Raw genomic sequence first — 15317 nt, 5'->3', positions numbered from 1 at the left:
TCTTCAGCGGACGCCGTGTGCGACCTAAAGCCCCTCCGCAGGCGGACGGGCATGCGGCCGAACGCCGCGCTACCCATCGATTCTACGCGCTCACGACCCGTCGGACGAATCCTGCCCGGAACCGGCCCCGCCGCTGACGAGGTGCAACGCGAGTTCGATCGAGTCCGGCACGAAGTCCGCAGGGTCCTGCGCGACCGCCGCGAGGAGGTCGACGGGGCGCATCCACTCCCCGCTCGCCACCTCCTCGGCCTGGTGCACGACCACCCCGTCGTAGACGCAGACGTACTGGAAACACACGAACCTGGTGCTCGGGTCGGCGTAGTGGCGCACGCCGACGGGGCGCAGCGGCACGCCGTGCACGCCGAGCTCCTCGAAGGCCTCGCGCGCGGCACCGTCGTCGGGCTCCTCCCCCGCGAGCAGCACCCCGCCGGCGCAGAAGTCCCGCAGGCCCGGGTAGACGTCCTTGGTCGCGGTGCGCCGGTGCACGTAGATCCGGCCGGCGGAGTCGAAGACGAGGACGCCGGTGGCGCCGTGCCGCAGGTTCTCGGCGCGCACCCGGGACCGGGGCGCCGCGCCGGCGGGGCGACCGGCATCGTCGAACAGGGCGACGATCTCCTCCACGACTTCTCCCCTCGACTTTCCCCACAGTATGAGCCAAAACCTGGACAGCGCGGCGCCCGTGCACTTGTATCGGGGCCATGAGCAATCCGGACAGCCCGAACTGGCATTTCGAGACCACGCAGATCCACGCCGGGCAGACGCCCGACGGTGCGACCAACGCGCGGGCGCTCCCGATCTACCAGACCACGTCGTACACGTTCAACAACACCGATCACGCCGCGGCGCTGTTCGGGCTGGCCGAGCCGGGCAACATCTACACCCGCATCATGAACCCGACGCAGGACGCCGTCGAACAGCGGATCGCCGCGCTCGAGGGCGGCGTGGCCGCGCTGCTGGTCGCCTCCGGGCAGGCCGCCGAGACCCTCGCGATCCTCAACGTCGCGGAGTCGGGCGATCACATCGTCAGCTCGCCCTACCTGTACGGCGGCACCTACAACCTGCTGCACTACACCCTCGCCAAGCTGGGCATCGAGGTCACCTTCGTCGAGAACCCGGATGACCTGGAGCAGTGGCGCGCCGCCGTCCGCCCCAACACCCGCGCGTTCTTCGCGGAGACCATCGCGAACCCGCGCGGCCACGTGCTCGACATCGCCGGCGTCTCCGGCGTGGCGCACGAGAACGGGCTGCCCCTCATCGTCGACAACACCGTCGCGACCCCGTACCTGCTCAACCCGCTGGCGCACGGCGCCGACATCGTCGTGCACTCCGCGACGAAGTACCTCGGCGGCCACGGCGCGGCTATCGGCGGCGTCATCGTCGACGGCGGCGACTTCGACTGGACGCAGGGCCGGCACCCGAACTTCACCACCCCGGACCCGTCGTACCACGGCGTCGTCTTCGCCGATCTCGGCGCGCCCGCCTTCGCCCTCAAGGCCCGCGTGCAGCTGCTGCGCGACCTCGGCCCCGCGATCTCGCCGTTCAACGCCTTCCTGCTCAGCCAGGGCATCGAGACCCTGAGCCTGCGGGTCGAGCGGCACGTCGAGAACGCGCAGAAGGTCGCCGAGTTCCTCACCGGCGCCGACGGCGTGACCGATGTGATCTACGCGGGCCTGCCCTCGTCGCCGTACCACGAGCGCGCGAAGGAGCTGCTGCCCAAGGGCGCCGGCGCGATCGTCGCCTTCGAGCTGGCCGGCGGTGTCCCCGCGGGCAAGGCCTTCGTAGACGCGCTGCAGCTGCACAGCCACGTCGCGAACATCGGCGACGTCCGCTCGCTGGTCATCCATCCCGCCTCGACGACGCACTCGCAGCTCACCGAGCAGGAGCAGCTCGAGTCCGGCGTCACGCCGGGCCTGGTGCGCCTCGCGGTCGGCATCGAGCACATCGACGACATCCTCGCGGACCTGCAGGTCGGCCTCAAGGCCGCCGCGGACGCCTCCTAGGAGGGAATGCCATGCGCGCGCTGCGGTGGTGGCGACGGCAGGTCCGTTTCGTCCTTCAGAACGACGGTGCCTGGACCGCGGCCGTGCAGCGCGGCTGTACGTAGCACCGCGCACGGGCGTGCCCGGCTCAGCTCTCCAGGGCGGCGCGGACCTGGCGTTCGAGGGCGACGGTGGCGGGTTTCGGCAGGTCGATGAGGCCGTCGAGTTCCGCGCGGGCGCGCTGGTAGGCCTGCTGCCGCTCCGGGCCCGTGGCGGCACCGTCGAGCGCGACGGACAGGAGGCGCTGGGCCTTGGCGAGGCGCTCCTGCTCGAGCGGCGAGAAGTCGCCCCGCCGACGGCGCCGGGCCTCCTGTTCCGCGACGTCGAAGGCTGCGGCGTAGGCGTGGACCGCGGCGCGGTACTGCTCGACGTCGCCCGGCGCACCGTCGGGCCCCTCCGGGCGGAGCAGGTCGGCCCGGCGCTTGGCCTTGTGGAAGTCGACGGTGAGCGGCTCCCGCAGGTCGATCATCATCGGGAAGTCGAGGACGGTGGCGAGGTCGGTCTCGTACTCGAACCAGCGGGTGTCCACGGCGTCGTGCTCCGCGACGGCCTTGTCGAGCTCGCGCCGGAGCTGCGCCGCGTCGACCCGGCCCATGCCCTTGGCCTGCGCGACCGCGACCTTGGTCTCCTGCTTGATCCGATACCGCTCGAGCCGGCGGCGGGCGCGGCGATCGTTCCACACCATGACCGATCGGCCCGCCGCGGCCAGTGACCCGCTGAGGGGGAACACCAGCCACCACATGTCGGTCCAGCTCACGTCCCCAGCGTAGCGCGATGATTCGGACCGCTCAGGGGTTCGCGAGCGCCCCCGAGCGGCCCGGGATCACCGGTGCTGCTCCGCGTTGGCGACGATGACGTCGTGCACGTACTGGGCCAGGCCCGGCGCGACGTCCTCGTAGTACTTCGTGAAGCGCTCGTCGGCGACGTACATCTGCGCCAGGCAGACCTGCATGGCGTGGTCGCAGTCGTAGAACTCCTCGATACCGGCGCGATGCCGCTCGGCGAGGGCGTTCGCCTCGTCCGAGCCGGGCGTCACGCCGCGCGTCAGCGCGTCGGCGAACGCGGCGTTGACCGCGTCACCGTCGGCCTTGATCCGCTTCCAGTCGTCCTTGGTGAAGCTCGCCTCGCGCTGCTTGCTCTGCTTCCACGCGTCCGTGCCGCCCCACCGCTGCTCGGCCTCCTCGGCGTACTGGTCACCCATCCAGCCGTCACCGAAGATCTCGGTCTGCTCCTCGGCGGTGAGCTGGATGCCGCTCCTCTTGCTGTTCATCATCTCCTCCACAGCCGCGACCATCCGGTGCAAACGGTCGATCCGCTCGGAGAGCAGCTTGCGCTGCTGTTCGAGATGCGCCATGGCATCCGCCGCCGGATCGTCGAGCAGGGTCGCTATCTGCTCGAGAGGGAAGCCCAGCTCGCGGTACGTGAGCACCTGATGCAGGCGCTCGACGTCGGCGTCGTCGTACACGCGGTAGCCGGCCGACGTGCGTCCCGACGGCACCACCAGTCCGATCTCGTCGTAGTGGTGCAGGGTGCGCACGCTCACGCCGGTCATCCGTGCGATCGCACCGACGGTGCGCGGTCCGGGCCTTCCTTCGTTCACGACGACCACTCTCCGGCCTCACGTCGCGTGAGGGTCAAGTTCTATTCCGGGCGGAGGGTGAGGATGCGCGGGCCGTCGGCCGTGACGGCGACGGTGTGCTCCCAGTGCGCGGCGCGGGCACCGTCGTCCGTGACGACGGTCCAGTCGTCCGCGAGGACCGAGGTGTCGGGGGTGCCGAGCGCGAGCATCGGCTCGATCGCCAGGGTGGAGCCGACGACGAGTCGCGGGCCCTTGCCCGGGTCGCCCTCGTTGGCGAGGAAGGGCTCCATGTGCATCTCGCGGCCGATGCCGTGGCCGCCGTAGCCGTCGACGATCGCGAACTCGCGACCCAGGCGCGCCGACTGCGCGTAGGTCGCGGTCTCGATGGCGTGCGAGACATCGGTGAGGCGGTTCCCGTCGAGCATCGCGGCGATCCCGGCCTCCATCGCGAGGCGCGTGGCCTCGGACAGGTCCTGGTCCTCCTGGGACAGCACACCCACGCCGAAGGTCCACGCGGAGTCGCCGTGCCAGCCGTCGAGGACGGCACCGCAGTCGATGGAGACCAGATCGCCGGCGGCGAGCACCGTCGACCGGTCCGGGATGCCGTGCACCACGACCTCGTTGACCGAGGAGCAGATCGAGCCGGGGAAGCCGTGGTAGCCCTTGAAGGACGGCACCGCGCCGGCCTCGCGGATCACGGTCTCGGCGACCTCGTCGAGTTCGAGGGTGGAAACGCCGACGCGGGCGGCGTCGCGGACCGCGACGAGCGCGCGGCCCACGACGGCGCCCGCGGCGGCCATCGCGTCGAGCTCTCCCGCGGAGCGGAAGGGCACGGTCTTCTTCGTGCGGCGGAACCGGCTCACTTGTCGAGCTGCGCGGTCACGCGGCCGAGGACCTCGTCGACGGTGCCGACGGCGTCGATGTGCGTGACGAAGTCGCCGTAGTAGTCCAGCAGCGGCGCCGTCTGGTTGGTGTACACCTGCATGCGGTTGCGGATGACCTCCTCGGTGTCGTCCGCGCGACCGCGCGCGAGCATGCGCTCGACGACGGTGTCCTCGGGGACCTCGAAGGAGACCACGGCGTCGAGCTTCTCACCGCGCTCGGTGAGGATCTCGGCCAGCGAATCCGCCTGGTCCGTGGACCGGGGGAAGCCGTCGAGGATGAAGCCGTTCTTCGCGTCCGGCTCCGCCAGGCGCGAGCGCACCATGTCGACGGTGACCGAGGACGGGACGAGCTCGCCCGCGTCCATGTACTTCTTGGCCTCGACGCCCAGCGCCGTTCCCTCGCTGATGTTCGCGCGGAACAGGTCGCCGGTCGAGATGTGCGGAATGCCGTAGCGCTCCGACAGTCGTTCGGCCTGCGTGCCCTTGCCCGCGCCGGGAGGGCCGAGAATAACGAGTCTCACTTGAGGAATCCTTCGTAGTTGCGTTGCATCAGCTGGCTCTCGATCTGCTTCGTGGTGTCGAGCGCCACCACCACGATGATCAGGACCATCGTGCCGCCGAACGGCAGGTTACTCATGTTCGAGCCGCTACCGGTCAGTTCGATGAAGAGGTTCGGGAGGATGGCGATGATGCCGAGGTAGAGCGAACCGGGCAGCGTGATCCGCTGCAGCACGTAGTTCAGGTAGTCGGCAGTCGGCTTGCCCGGGCGGATGCCGGGGATGAAGCCGCCGAACTTCTTCATCTCGTCCGCGCGCTCCTCCGGGTTGAAGGTGATCGCGACGTAGAAGTACGTGAAGAAGATGATCAGCGCGAAGTAGATGACGATGTGCCAGGTGCTGCCGGGATTCACCAGGTTCGACTGGATCCACTGCACCCAGCCGGCGGTCGAATCACTCGCGACGAGCTGGATCACCAGCTGCGGCAGGTACAGCAGCGAGGACGCGAAGATCACGGGGATGACGCCCGCGGTGTTCACCTTGAGCGGCAGGTAGGTCGACGAGCCGCCGTACATCTTGCGACCGACCATGCGCTTGGCGTACTGGACCGGGATGCGGCGCTGACCCTGCTCGACGAAGACCACGGCGACGAGGATCACGAGCACGGCGAAGCAGACGAGGCCGAAGGCGAGGCCGCCCTGGCTCTGCAGGATCTTCTGGCCGTCTGCGGGCAGGCGCGAGGCGATGCCGGCGAAGATCAGCAGCGACATGCCGTTGCCGATGCCGCGCTCGGTGATCAGCTCACCGAACCACATCACGAGGATGGCGCCGGCGGTCATGGTGACGACGATGACGATCAGCGTGAACAGATCGTTGTCCGCGATGATGCCGGGGCAGTCGGGCAGCAGGTTGCCGCGCGAGGCCATCGCGACGATCGCGGTGGCCTGCAGCAGCGCCAGCGCCACCGTCAGGTAGCGGGTGTACTGCGTGATCTTCGCCTGCCCGGCCTGGCCCTCCTTGCGAAGGGTCTCGAAGCGCGGGATGACCACCATCAGGAGCTGGATGATGATCGACGCGGTGATGTACGGCATGATGCCGATCGCGAACACCGACAGCTGCAGCAGTGCGCCGCCGGAGAACATGTTGATCAGCGAGTAGACCTGGCCGCTGTCGCCACTGGTGGCCTTGTCGACGCAGGCGGTGATGGTCCCGAAGTTCACACCGGGCGACGGCAGTGTGGCGCCGAGCCGGTAGAGCACGAGGATGCCCAGGACGATCAGGATCTTCCGCCGCAGATCCGGGGTCCGGAAGATCGGGACTAGGGCCGAAAGCACACATCCTCCTGGCAGCCGGGCGGCCCGGACGGGCCGCCCCACGCTCGTGGACACGCACTGCACCCGCGGCGAAGTGCGATGTCCTCATGGGTAATCCTGCAAACGTATGAACTCTAACAGCCGCACTCAAAGGGGCTGCTCATGGCGGTGCGCCCCAACAGGGGCCCGCCCGCGCCCGACGGCGCACCGTCGGACCCGCGAAACGAGAGCCGCGGTAGGCACCGGTGACCGGCGCCTACCGCGGCGTCCACGATTCGCGCAGCGCGAGGACTAGGCCTCGGCCGACGGCTTCAGCTCGGTGGCCGAGCCGCCCGCGGCCTCGATCTTCGCCTTGGCGGCGCCGGTGACCTTGGTCGCCGTCACGTCCACCTTGACGCTGATCTCGCCGTCGCCCAGCACCTTGACGACACGGTTCTTGCGAACCGCACCGGCGGCGACGAGCTCGTCGATGCCGATGGTGCCGCCCTGCGGGAACAGGCGGGCGATGTCGCCCACGTTCACCACCTGGTACTCGACGCGGTTGCGGTTCTTGAAGCCCTTGAGCTTCGGCAGCCGCATGTGCAGCGGCATCTGGCCGCCCTCGAACGCCACGGGGACGTTCTTGCGCGCCTTGGTGCCCTTGGTACCACGGCCCGCGGTCTTACCCTTCGAGCCCTCACCGCGACCCACGCGGGTCTTCGCGGTCTTCGCGCCCTTGGCGGGACGGAGATCGTGCAGCTTGATGGCCATTGGTTACACCTCCTCCACTTCCACGAGATGCGACACGACCTGGATCAGGCCGCGGTTCTGCGCGGTGTCCTCGCGAACGACACTCTTGCGAATGCCCTTCAGGCCGAGGGTGCGCAGGCTGTCGCGCTGGTTCTTCTTGGTCCCGATGGTGCCGCGCACCTGGGTGATCTTCAGCTCTGCCATGACTTACGCTCCCTGACCTGCACGGGCGCGGAGCATGCCGGCCGGGGCCACGTCCTCGATGGGCAGGCCGCGACGAGCCGCGACCTCCTCCGGACGCTGCAGCTCCTTGAGAGCGGCCACGGTCGCGTGCACCACGTTGATGGCGTTGTCCGAGCCGAGGCTCTTGGCGATGACGTCGTGGACGCCGGCCGCCTCGAGCACGGGACGCACGGCGCCACCGGCGATGACACCGGTACCCGGGCTGGCGGGACGCAGCAGCACGACGCCGGCCGCGGCCTCACCCTGGACCGGGTGCACGATGGTGTTGCCGATCATCGGGACGCGGAAGAAGTTCTTCCGGGCCTCCTCGACACCCTTCTGGATGGCCGCAGGAACTTCCTTGGCCTTGCCGTAACCGACGCCGACCATGCCCTGGCCGTCGCCGACGATCACGAGGGCGGTGAAGCTGAAGCGACGACCACCCTTCACGACCTTCGAGACACGGTTGATGGTGACAACCTTCTCGATGTAGTTGCTCTTCTCGGCCTCGTTGCGGCCACCGCGCTGATCGCGGTCGCGGCCACCACGACCGCCGCGGCGGTCGTTCGAGTTCTCGTTGCTTCCGGCGGGGCCGTTGTTGCCGCCGTCACGACGCTGACGTCCGGGCATCAGGCTGCCTCTCCTTCGATGGAAAACATGGTGGTGTAGGTCATCAGAACGTCAACCCGCCTTCGCGAGCGGCGTCCGCGAGTGCGGCGATCCGGCCGTGGTACTTGTTGCCACCACGGTCGAAGACGACGGCCTCAACACCGGCGGCCTTGGCGCGGGCGGCGATGAGCTCGCCGACCTTCTTCGCCTGAGCCGACTTGTCCCCGCCTGCGGCCTTCACGTCGACCTCGAGCGTCGACGCCGAGGCCAGCGTGTGGCCCTTGAGGTCGTCGACGAGCTGGACGTGGATGTGCCGGCTGGAGCGCTTGACGACGAGCCGCGGACGGGCCGCGGTGCCCTCGATCTTCTTGCGCAGGCGGAAGTGACGACGCGCCTTCGACGTGCGGCGACGAGTCGAGACGTCCTTGCCCGCCGGGATGCGCTTGTTGTTCTCAGTCTGAGTTGCCATGAGTTACTTACCCGTCTTTCCGACCTTGCGACGGATCTGCTCACCCTCGTACCGCACGCCCTTGCCCTTGTAGGGATCGGGACGGCGGAGCTTGCGGATGACCGCCGAGACCTGGCCGACCTGCTGCTTGTCGATGCCGGACACGGAGAACTTGGTGGGGCTCTCCACCGCGAAGGTGATGCCCTCCGGCGCCTCGATCGGGACCGGGTGGCTGAAGCCGAGGGCGAACTCGAGGTCCTTGCCCTTGAGCGCCACGCGGTAACCGACGCCGTAGATCTCCATCTTCTTGGTGTAACCCTCGGTCACACCCGTCACCATGTTGGCGACCAGGGTCCGCGACAGACCGTGCAGCGCCTTGCTGCGCCGCTCGTCGTCGGGGCGGGCGACCACGATGGCGCCCTCATCGTTCTTCGACACCGAGATCGGCTCGGAGACGGTCAGCGCCAGCTGGCCCTTCGGGCCCTTGACGGTGATGTCCTGGCCGGCGATCTGCACGTCGACGCCCGCGGGAACGACCACGGGGTGCTTACCAATTCGCGACATATTCCTGTCCCCTTACCAGACGTAAGCGAGGACTTCGCCGCCCACGCCCTGCTTGGCTGCCTGGCGATCCGTGAGGAGGCCCGAGGACGTGGAGATGATCGCCACGCCCAGGCCACCGAGGACCTTCGGCAGGTTGGTGGACTTCGCGTACACGCGCAGACCGGGCTTCGACACGCGGCGCAGGCCGGCGATCGAACGCTCACGGCTGGGGCCGTACTTCAGCGAGACGACGAGGTTCTTGCCCACCTCGGCGTCCTCGGTACGGAAGTCGGTGATGTAGCCCTCACGCTTGAGGATCTCGGCGATGTTCGCCTTGATCTTCGAGTGCGGGAGCGTCACCTCGTCGTGGTACGCCGAGTTGGCGTTGCGCAGACGGGTCAAGAAGTCTGCGATCGGATCAGTCATGGTCATGACAGATTCGTCTACCTTTCTCGCAGCGGTTCCCATGCATCGACGGCACTCTGGTGCCCTGACGAATCAGGGCCTGGAACGTCCGACGGTGGGCCTACTACGAAGCAAACCGTCCTGCAATACCGTTGCACTGCAGGGATTCCGGACCGGCGAACCGGTTCGGGGAAGTGCGCCGGCCATGCTCGAAGCACGACAGGCAACCTCACTAGTGTAGAGAAAGCGCCGGTCAGAGTCGAATCGGGACTCGACTCGGGACTCGAATCGCAGTCGACTCGGAGTCGAGTAGCAGTCGACTCCTACCCAGGGCGGAAATCGCCGACGATGCCTTGTCCCGGTCGTGCGGGCGGCTTACCGTCGGACCATGAGCACCGTCACCGACATCGTCCGCGATCCGAGGCTCTACCAGGCGGCAGCGGCCGGGCAGGCCACCGACGCCGCCGCCTGCGTCCAGCCCATCCCCTACATCCGGCACTGCCTGGAGGACGTGGAGTTCCCCCGCGCCTACTGGTGGATCTTCCCGGTGATCAAGGGAGCATCGGCGGTGGGCCTGGCCTCGGCGCCGCGGTGCCCCGGCCTCGCGCGGTTCACGGCGGTCATGCTCACGATCTACTTCTGCTTCGCGGTCGGCGCGCACATCCGCACCCGTGACCTGCGGCTGAACTTCGCGGCCGCGTCGTCGCTGCTGGCCTTCTACGCCACGCTCGCAGCCACGGGACCGCGCGTCAGTTCACCCGCAGCGTCGTCGTGACCGGCGTCGGGTTCTGCGTGAGGTCCAGGACCGGGCAGTGGGCGTCGACGGTGTCCGTCAGCTCGCGATAGCGCTCCTCGGTCTCGGGCCCGGTGATGTCGACGGTGACGCGCACGGCCGAGAAGCCCGGCCGCACGGCCTCGTCGAGACCGAAGAAGCCGCGCACGTCGAGGTCCCCCTCGGCGCGCAGCCGCAGCTCGTCGATCACGATGCCCAGGCGGTCCGCGTAGAACCGGTAGGTCACCACCTGGCAGGAGAGCAGCGCGCCGAGATAAGTCTCGACCGGGTTGATCGCGGTGTCCGCGCCGCCCAGCGTGGGCGGCTCGTCGACCGCGAGGGTGTGCTGACGTGCGGTGACGACGCTGCCGACCGACCCCTGAGGCTCGGCGGTCGCCGTGAAGACCACATGGGCGTTCGCGACGTTGCGGGTGACGGCCTGGTCGGTCGCGTCGATGATGGCGGCGAGGGAGCCGATGGCGGATGCGGTCATGTTTCTCTCCTGCGGGACGTGTGCTTCTTTCGCGAAACATATGTCCGAATCGACACCGGCACATCGGTTGTGTTCAGCGTGATTCCCTGCGGATACGCTGATCGCCGTGTCCACCTTCCTGACGGTCGCCCTGCTCTCCGTGCTCACGACGGCGGGCCTGGTCGGGGCCGTCGCCTCCGACGGTGCCGCCTCCCTCGTGTGGGCGGGTGCGACCGTCGTGGTGGCGGCCGTCCTCGCGTGGCGGCTCCGGTCGGCTCCGCCCGGAACGCCGATGGTGGCCGCCTTCGTGACGGGCGTCATGATCGTCTCCGCCGGGCTGCCCGCGGCGATCATGCTCACCGAGAACCGCGGATCGGCGCAGTCGCACCAGGCCGGCGGGGTCAAACCCGGATCCGCGAGCCCGGTGCGCGACCCGTCCGCCGAACTGCGGCGGGCGCTCGACCAGGCCGATCGCCTGATCCCCGGCGGCTCGAACTCGATCCTCGATATCGACATCGACGAGAACTCGACGCAGGTGTACGTCCTAGACCTCAACACGGGCCAACGGGTGGGCGGGAACTATTCATCGCGCAGCGACGAGTGGTACACCCCGAGTCGCCAGCCGGTGAACGACCGCGCCGACGCCACCTTCAAGCGCGCCGACGTCGCGGGCCTGGACCTCACCGCCGCCTCCGCCGCGGTGACGAAGGCCGCGGACCAGCTGGGCATCGACCGGACGAACAAGCACGCGAGCGACGGCATCGACATCAAGCGCCGCTACCAGGATCGCAAGCTGGTCGTCGAGTTCAGCATGTCCGGCGAGTACCTGTACACCGATGCCGCGGGGAACCTCCCCGACACACTCGCCCTGGCCACCGTCGACGGCGTGACCGCCGTGGGCGATCGGCTCCTGCGGGAGAGCGGCATCGACCCCGCCCATCCCTCGCTCACCGGCCTCCAGTACCGCTCGTTCGCGCCGAACGCGACGGCACTGAGCATCCACGACCGCGGCGAACTCACCCTGAGCGTGCAGGGCGACGGCCGCACCGGCTCGATCGAGGCGGCCGCCGGCCGTTTCCCGGTCGTCAATCTGCGTCCGTCCACGGGCTCGAGCCGCAACGGATTCGCCTTCACCCAGCTCACCGCGGCCGTGATCGAACGCGCGCGGGCGGACCTGCAGCAGCGCGCGTCGGTGATCCCCGTCGACGCGCATGCGATCAGCTTCCAGGTGGAACGCGACACCAGCATCGAAGCGCTCCGGCAGCGCGACGCCCCGCCGATCCTGCTGATGACTCTCGGACCGTCCGCGAAGGCCTACTACTCCTTGGCGGGGGCCTACCTGCGCACGGAGCGCCGCTGACCGGCGGGGCCGCGGGCTAGGCCTTGGCGGTGAGCCGGCGGATCGTCGCGACCTCCGCGTCCCGATAGGGACGACCGTCGGGCCAGAGCAGATCGTGGAACCACTGGTTCGGCTGCCGGGCTCCGGTGTACGGCTGCTTCCACGAGTCCCACGGGTAGTAGGTCTGGCTACGGCCGGCGACGAAGCCCCACTGGTAGGCGTCGATGCCGAGCTCCTTGCAGATCGGCAGGATCGTCTCGATGGTGCTGCCCTGCGGTCGCGCCATGTACTCGGTGAGCAGCAGCGGCCGGCCCTGAGAGGCGAGGTCGGCGGCCATGGCGCGGAACTTCGCCGGCGGGTCGTAGCTGTGGAAACTGATCACGTCGGACTGGGCGAGCTGGATGGTCCGGATCTCCGGGCGGGTGTCGGCCCAGACGCCGGAGGTCAGCGGCTGCGTCGGGTTTCCGGCGCGCGCCCAGGCGAAGGCCTGCGGCAGCAGCTGTGCCACGCGGGCGACCTTGTCCGACGGGCTCAGGGGGTACGAGTCGGCGAGGTTCTCCGGCTCGTTCCACACGTCCCAGGCGAGAACGCGTGCATCGTTCGCGAAGGCCTTGACCACGCCGGTCGCGTAGGCCTGCAGGGCGGCCGTGTCGGGCGCGGTGAGCCCCGCGGCGCCGGGACTCTGCACCCACGACGAGTTGTGCACGCCGGGCGTGGGCTCGCGCTGCGCACCGAGCTTGGGGTTCGGGTCCCAGCACGAGTCGAAGAGCACGAACATGATCCTGATGCCGTTGTTCTGCGCGACCGTGAGGAAGGTGTCGAGCCGCTGGACGAAGCCGGTCGGGTCCGCGGTCCACAGTTGGTCCTGCAGGAAGACGCGCATGGTGCTCATGCCCAGCCCGCGCGCCCAGCTCAGCTCGAGGTTCATCCGGGCCGGGTCGAAGGTCTGCGCCTGGAACATCTCGAACTGGTTCCCGGCGTTGGCATTGATGTAGTTGGCGCCGAGCATCCAGGGGTTCTGGGCGCGCCACTGCCGGGCGCGCTCGGTGGTCCATCGCGTCGCGGGCGCGGTGGGTGCCGCACCCGGCGTCGTCGGCCCGACGGTGCCGCCCGCCCCGGTTCCGGAGCCCGGATCGGCGGCGGCGCGCGCAGCCGCCAGCGCCAGCGGTACGGTCGCGGCGGCGCCCAGCATCGCCCGTCGAGTCACAACAGTCACACTGACACCATATGCAACATCGGTCACGGTGCCACGAATGTGCCCCGTATTCGCGCGTCGCGAAACCGGCCGATGTCGAGCACCCGGCGAAGCATCCGCATCGGAGCGCGGACATCGCCCGGTTTCGGAACGGGCCTCAGCCCTCGATCGCCTTGCGGGCCTCGGCCTCGAGTTCGGCGCGGAACCGCGGCGCCTCGGGCAGGACCCCGCGGTCGACCAACCGGTCGACGGTGCTGACCACCTGGTTGAGGTACGTCGCCCGCTCGGCGGCGACGCTCGACGCGGCGTGCCGGTACAGCTTGAGGCCGCGATCCAGGTCGCGCACGTCCTCAGCGGCGAGGCCGGCGGAGCCGGTGCTGCGTGCGTACCGGTCGGCGGCGTACCAGCTGGTCCGCAGGTCGGTGACGGCCTGGACGTAGTCCTTGGCGGACTCCGCACCCGGGTACTGCTCGGTGCGCAGGGCGCCCGCATGCTCGAGCGCGTCGTGGAAGGCGATCACCTTCGGTGAGCTGAAGTCCCACATCGCGGGGAAGCGCAGCAGCATCTCCGGGTCGAGTTCGTAGGCCGCGTACTCGGTGAGCACCTCGTCGTGCCGGCCGTTCGCGCGGTCCCACAGCGCCCGGTCCGACGGTGCCGGCGCCGGCTGGGGGCGCGGCCGCTCGGGGGCGGGTTTCGGGGCGACGAACCGCACCGGATCGGGTGCGCGGAGCTTCGCCGCGCCACCGCCACCTCCGCCGATGAGCACGACCATGCCGATGACCAGAACCCCGGCGAGGAACAGCAGCCCGACGGGGCCGACGAACCGGGTGCCGATCACACCCACCGCCGCAGCGCCGAGCAGACCTGCGACGGCCGCGTTACGCATCGGAATCACCCACGTCCGACAGCCTAGCCGTCAGGCGGCGAGCGCCCGCTCCCCCGCCGGACGTGCGAGGAGGGCACCGTCGGGCGACGGGGGCCGGGCGATCCGCGCGTAGGCGAGGGCCATGGCCCCGACTGCCCCGAGGAGCAGCGTGGCCGAGATCCCGGCGTTGAGCGCCATGTGCACGCTGAGGTAGCGGATGGACAGCAGGATCGCGGCGAAGGCGAGGGCGCCGCCCACGACGGTGACGATCCGCGCCCGGTGCCAGCCGTCCTCGGGGCGGACCATGGCCGTCTCGAGGGTGAGGACGAAGACGAGGCCGGCCACGAGGTCGACGCCGTAGTGGGCGCCGAGCCCCAGGGTCGCCGAGAGGGTGCACACCCACCACGCGATGCCGAACAGCTTGAGCAGCCGTGGTCCGCGCAGCGCGTGCACCAGGATCGCGGTGGCCCACGCGGTGTGCAGGCTGGGCATGCAGTTACGGGGCGCGAGCTGGTCGTAGTACGCCGAGAAGGGCTCGAGCGAGGTGGGCACGGCGTGCGGCCAGATGTTCATCCAGCCCGCGCCCGGCAGCTGGTCCCCGAAGGCGTAGTCCGGCCCGACGACCGGGAACAGGAAGTAGATGATGGGGCCGATCGCGCCGATCACGATGAAGGACCGCACGATGTGGTGCCGCGGGAAGCCCTCGGTCGAGCTGCGCCGCAGTTGGAAGTACGCGACCACCGCTGCCCCGACGGGCAGGTACGTGTAGACCTTGGTGATCACCCACAGATACCACCCGTGCTCGCCCACGAACCGGCCCATCACCCACGACGGGCTGCCGAGCGCGCGGTCGGCGACCTCGACGAAGTGATCGGCGACGTAGGGCAGCGCCTGCATGGTCAGTCCCAGCCACACCGAGGAGACGGCGTTGGCCACGATGAGCACGGCGGCGACGCCGAAGGCCTTGAGCGCGGCCGCCCGTTCCCGGCCGGTCAGCCGCAGGCCGGCGTAGGCGGCGAGAGCGACGAGGCCCCACATCACGCCGTTGCCGAAATGCAGCGGCACCCCCGCCAGGAGCCGCTGGGCGTTGAACAGCACCTCCACTCCGGCGACGACGCCCGCGAAGGGCAGGCGCAGCCGAGCGGGCATGCACATCAGCGCCAGCGCGAGCGACGCGACTTTGACCTCACCGGTGACCGGGCGACCGACGAAGTCCTTCGCCAGGCCCTGCACCGGACCGGGTAGGCCGTAGGCCATGGCGACGGCCTGGATCACGGCCACGAAGAGCACGACCGCGAGCACCGCCCACGCCAGGGGGCTGTGCCGGAAGCCGTGTCGGGGTCGCTCGCCGCGCGGACCCCGCGGGAGCGCGAAGTCTGCACGCACCAACATGAGATGACAGCATA

19 protein-coding genes are annotated in these 15317 nt (G+C 69.4%); 3 read left to right on the top strand and 16 right to left on the bottom strand.

Going from position 1 to position 15317, the window contains the following annotated elements:
• Positions 1-90 precede the first annotated feature (90 nt).
• The gene (locus AC21LY_RS05420; protein ID WP_489045280.1) at positions 91-621 is read right to left on the bottom strand and encodes an NUDIX hydrolase; all 531 of its coding nucleotides are present in this window, start codon (positions 619-621) and stop codon (positions 91-93) included.
• A gap of 77 nt (positions 622-698) precedes the next feature.
• On the opposite strand from AC21LY_RS05420, the gene AC21LY_RS05415 reads away from it, so the two are divergent.
• The gene (locus tag AC21LY_RS05415) at positions 699-2000 is read left to right on the top strand and encodes a bifunctional o-acetylhomoserine/o-acetylserine sulfhydrylase (protein WP_489045279.1); all 1302 of its coding nucleotides are present in this window, start codon (positions 699-701) and stop codon (positions 1998-2000) included.
• 127 nt (positions 2001-2127) lie between these two features.
• On the opposite strand, the gene AC21LY_RS05410 is transcribed toward AC21LY_RS05415, so the two are convergent.
• The 11 genes from AC21LY_RS05410 to rpsH form a co-directional block, all read right to left on the bottom strand.
• The gene (locus AC21LY_RS05410) at positions 2128-2781 is read right to left on the bottom strand and encodes a hypothetical protein (RefSeq protein ID WP_489045435.1); all 654 of its coding nucleotides are present in this window, start codon (positions 2779-2781) and stop codon (positions 2128-2130) included.
• A gap of 81 nt (positions 2782-2862) precedes the next feature.
• Positions 2863-3648: a MerR family transcriptional regulator gene (locus AC21LY_RS05405; protein ID WP_489045278.1), complete on the bottom strand. Its 786-nt coding sequence runs from the start codon at positions 3646-3648 to the stop codon at positions 2863-2865.
• Positions 3649-3680: 32 nt separating this feature from the next.
• Positions 3681-4481: a type I methionyl aminopeptidase gene (map, locus tag AC21LY_RS05400; RefSeq protein WP_489045277.1), complete on the bottom strand. Its 801-nt coding sequence runs from the start codon at positions 4479-4481 to the stop codon at positions 3681-3683.
• Positions 4478-5023 carry an adenylate kinase gene (locus AC21LY_RS05395; RefSeq protein WP_489045276.1) on the bottom strand — a complete coding sequence of 182 codons (546 nt, stop codon included), beginning with the start codon at positions 5021-5023 and terminating at the stop codon, positions 4478-4480. The genes map and AC21LY_RS05395 overlap by 4 nt, the downstream gene beginning before the upstream one ends.
• Positions 5020-6333 carry a preprotein translocase subunit SecY gene (gene secY, locus AC21LY_RS05390; protein WP_489045275.1) on the bottom strand — a complete coding sequence of 438 codons (1314 nt, stop codon included), beginning with the start codon at positions 6331-6333 and terminating at the stop codon, positions 5020-5022. The genes AC21LY_RS05395 and secY overlap by 4 nt, the downstream gene beginning before the upstream one ends.
• A gap of 270 nt (positions 6334-6603) precedes the next feature.
• A complete protein-coding gene (gene rplO / locus AC21LY_RS05385; RefSeq protein ID WP_146435019.1) occupies positions 6604-7062 on the bottom strand; it encodes a 50S ribosomal protein L15 in 459 nt (152 codons plus the stop codon).
• Between the two features lie 3 nt (positions 7063-7065).
• Positions 7066-7245 carry a 50S ribosomal protein L30 gene (rpmD, locus tag AC21LY_RS05380; protein WP_126196462.1) on the bottom strand — a complete coding sequence of 60 codons (180 nt, stop codon included), beginning with the start codon at positions 7243-7245 and terminating at the stop codon, positions 7066-7068.
• A gap of 3 nt (positions 7246-7248) precedes the next feature.
• A complete protein-coding gene (rpsE, locus tag AC21LY_RS05375) occupies positions 7249-7893 on the bottom strand; it encodes a 30S ribosomal protein S5 (protein ID WP_126196461.1) in 645 nt (214 codons plus the stop codon).
• Between the two features lie 43 nt (positions 7894-7936).
• Positions 7937-8341 carry a 50S ribosomal protein L18 gene (rplR, locus tag AC21LY_RS05370; protein ID WP_489045274.1) on the bottom strand — a complete coding sequence of 135 codons (405 nt, stop codon included), beginning with the start codon at positions 8339-8341 and terminating at the stop codon, positions 7937-7939.
• Between the two features lie 3 nt (positions 8342-8344).
• On the bottom strand, positions 8345-8884 hold the full coding sequence (gene rplF / locus AC21LY_RS05365) for a 50S ribosomal protein L6 (protein ID WP_489045273.1): 540 nt from the start codon (positions 8882-8884) through the stop codon (positions 8345-8347).
• A gap of 12 nt (positions 8885-8896) precedes the next feature.
• Complete coding sequence (gene rpsH / locus AC21LY_RS05360) at positions 8897-9295, bottom strand: 30S ribosomal protein S8 (RefSeq protein ID WP_068533016.1); 399 nt, start codon at positions 9293-9295, stop codon at positions 8897-8899.
• 361 nt (positions 9296-9656) lie between these two features.
• Here rpsH and AC21LY_RS05355 point away from each other — a divergent pair, with 361 nt between their 5' ends.
• Positions 9657-10043, top strand: coding sequence for a DoxX family protein (locus tag AC21LY_RS05355; RefSeq protein ID WP_489045272.1), 387 nt, complete (start codon positions 9657-9659; stop codon positions 10041-10043).
• Here the strand turns inward: AC21LY_RS05355 and AC21LY_RS05350 are convergent.
• Positions 10018-10533 carry an OsmC family protein gene (locus AC21LY_RS05350; RefSeq protein ID WP_489045271.1) on the bottom strand — a complete coding sequence of 172 codons (516 nt, stop codon included), beginning with the start codon at positions 10531-10533 and terminating at the stop codon, positions 10018-10020. The two genes, AC21LY_RS05355 and AC21LY_RS05350, sit on opposite strands and share 26 nt — an antisense overlap.
• Before the next feature lie 106 nt (positions 10534-10639).
• Between AC21LY_RS05350 and AC21LY_RS05345 the strand changes: the two genes are divergently transcribed.
• A complete protein-coding gene (locus AC21LY_RS05345) occupies positions 10640-11872 on the top strand; it encodes a hypothetical protein (RefSeq protein WP_489045270.1) in 1233 nt (410 codons plus the stop codon).
• A 16-nt stretch (positions 11873-11888) separates the two neighbouring features.
• Here the strand turns inward: AC21LY_RS05345 and AC21LY_RS05340 are convergent, their stop codons facing one another.
• The 3 genes from AC21LY_RS05340 to AC21LY_RS05330 all read right to left on the bottom strand — a co-directional run bounded on the left by AC21LY_RS05340 (position 11889) and on the right by AC21LY_RS05330 (position 15303).
• Positions 11889-13043 carry a cellulase family glycosylhydrolase gene (locus AC21LY_RS05340; protein ID WP_489045434.1) on the bottom strand — a complete coding sequence of 385 codons (1155 nt, stop codon included), beginning with the start codon at positions 13041-13043 and terminating at the stop codon, positions 11889-11891.
• Between the two features lie 160 nt (positions 13044-13203).
• On the bottom strand, positions 13204-13932 hold the full coding sequence (locus tag AC21LY_RS05335; RefSeq protein WP_489045269.1) for a hypothetical protein: 729 nt from the start codon (positions 13930-13932) through the stop codon (positions 13204-13206).
• 30 nt (positions 13933-13962) lie between these two features.
• The gene (locus tag AC21LY_RS05330; protein WP_489045268.1) at positions 13963-15303 is read right to left on the bottom strand and encodes a phosphatase PAP2 family protein; all 1341 of its coding nucleotides are present in this window, start codon (positions 15301-15303) and stop codon (positions 13963-13965) included.
• Positions 15304-15317 lie beyond the last annotated feature (14 nt).

It is taken from the genome of Tsukamurella sp. II2bb (assembly GCF_057815145.1).
This window is presented reverse-complemented; position numbering and strand designations above follow the sequence as displayed.

Bases quoted from the DNA above. Each gene is read 5' to 3' on its own strand.
- rplO (WP_146435019.1), bottom strand. From the start codon at position 7,062: ATGGCCATCAAGCTGCACGATCTCCGTCCCGCCAAGGGCGCGAAGACC.
- AC21LY_RS05335 (WP_489045269.1), bottom strand. From the start codon at position 13,932: ATGCGTAACGCGGCCGTCGCAGGTCTGCTCGGCGCTGCGGCGGTGGGT.
- AC21LY_RS05340 (WP_489045434.1), bottom strand. From the start codon at position 13,043: ATGCTGGGCGCCGCCGCGACCGTACCGCTGGCGCTGGCGGCTGCGCGC.
- AC21LY_RS05330 (WP_489045268.1), bottom strand. From the start codon at position 15,303: ATGTTGGTGCGTGCAGACTTCGCGCTCCCGCGGGGTCCGCGCGGCGAG.
- rpsE (WP_126196461.1), bottom strand. From the start codon at position 7,893: ATGCCCGGACGTCAGCGTCGTGACGGCGGCAACAACGGCCCCGCCGGA.
- AC21LY_RS05415 (WP_489045279.1), top strand. From the start codon at position 699: ATGAGCAATCCGGACAGCCCGAACTGGCATTTCGAGACCACGCAGATC.
- rpsH (WP_068533016.1), bottom strand. From the start codon at position 9,295: ATGACCATGACTGATCCGATCGCAGACTTCTTGACCCGTCTGCGCAAC.
- AC21LY_RS05355 (WP_489045272.1), top strand. From the start codon at position 9,657: ATGAGCACCGTCACCGACATCGTCCGCGATCCGAGGCTCTACCAGGCG.
- rplF (WP_489045273.1), bottom strand. From the start codon at position 8,884: ATGTCGCGAATTGGTAAGCACCCCGTGGTCGTTCCCGCGGGCGTCGAC.
- AC21LY_RS05350 (WP_489045271.1), bottom strand. From the start codon at position 10,533: ATGACCGCATCCGCCATCGGCTCCCTCGCCGCCATCATCGACGCGACC.
- rplR (WP_489045274.1), bottom strand. From the start codon at position 8,341: ATGGCAACTCAGACTGAGAACAACAAGCGCATCCCGGCGGGCAAGGAC.
- AC21LY_RS05410 (WP_489045435.1), bottom strand. From the start codon at position 2,781: ATGTGGTGGCTGGTGTTCCCCCTCAGCGGGTCACTGGCCGCGGCGGGC.
- rpmD (WP_126196462.1), bottom strand. From the start codon at position 7,245: ATGGCAGAGCTGAAGATCACCCAGGTGCGCGGCACCATCGGGACCAAG.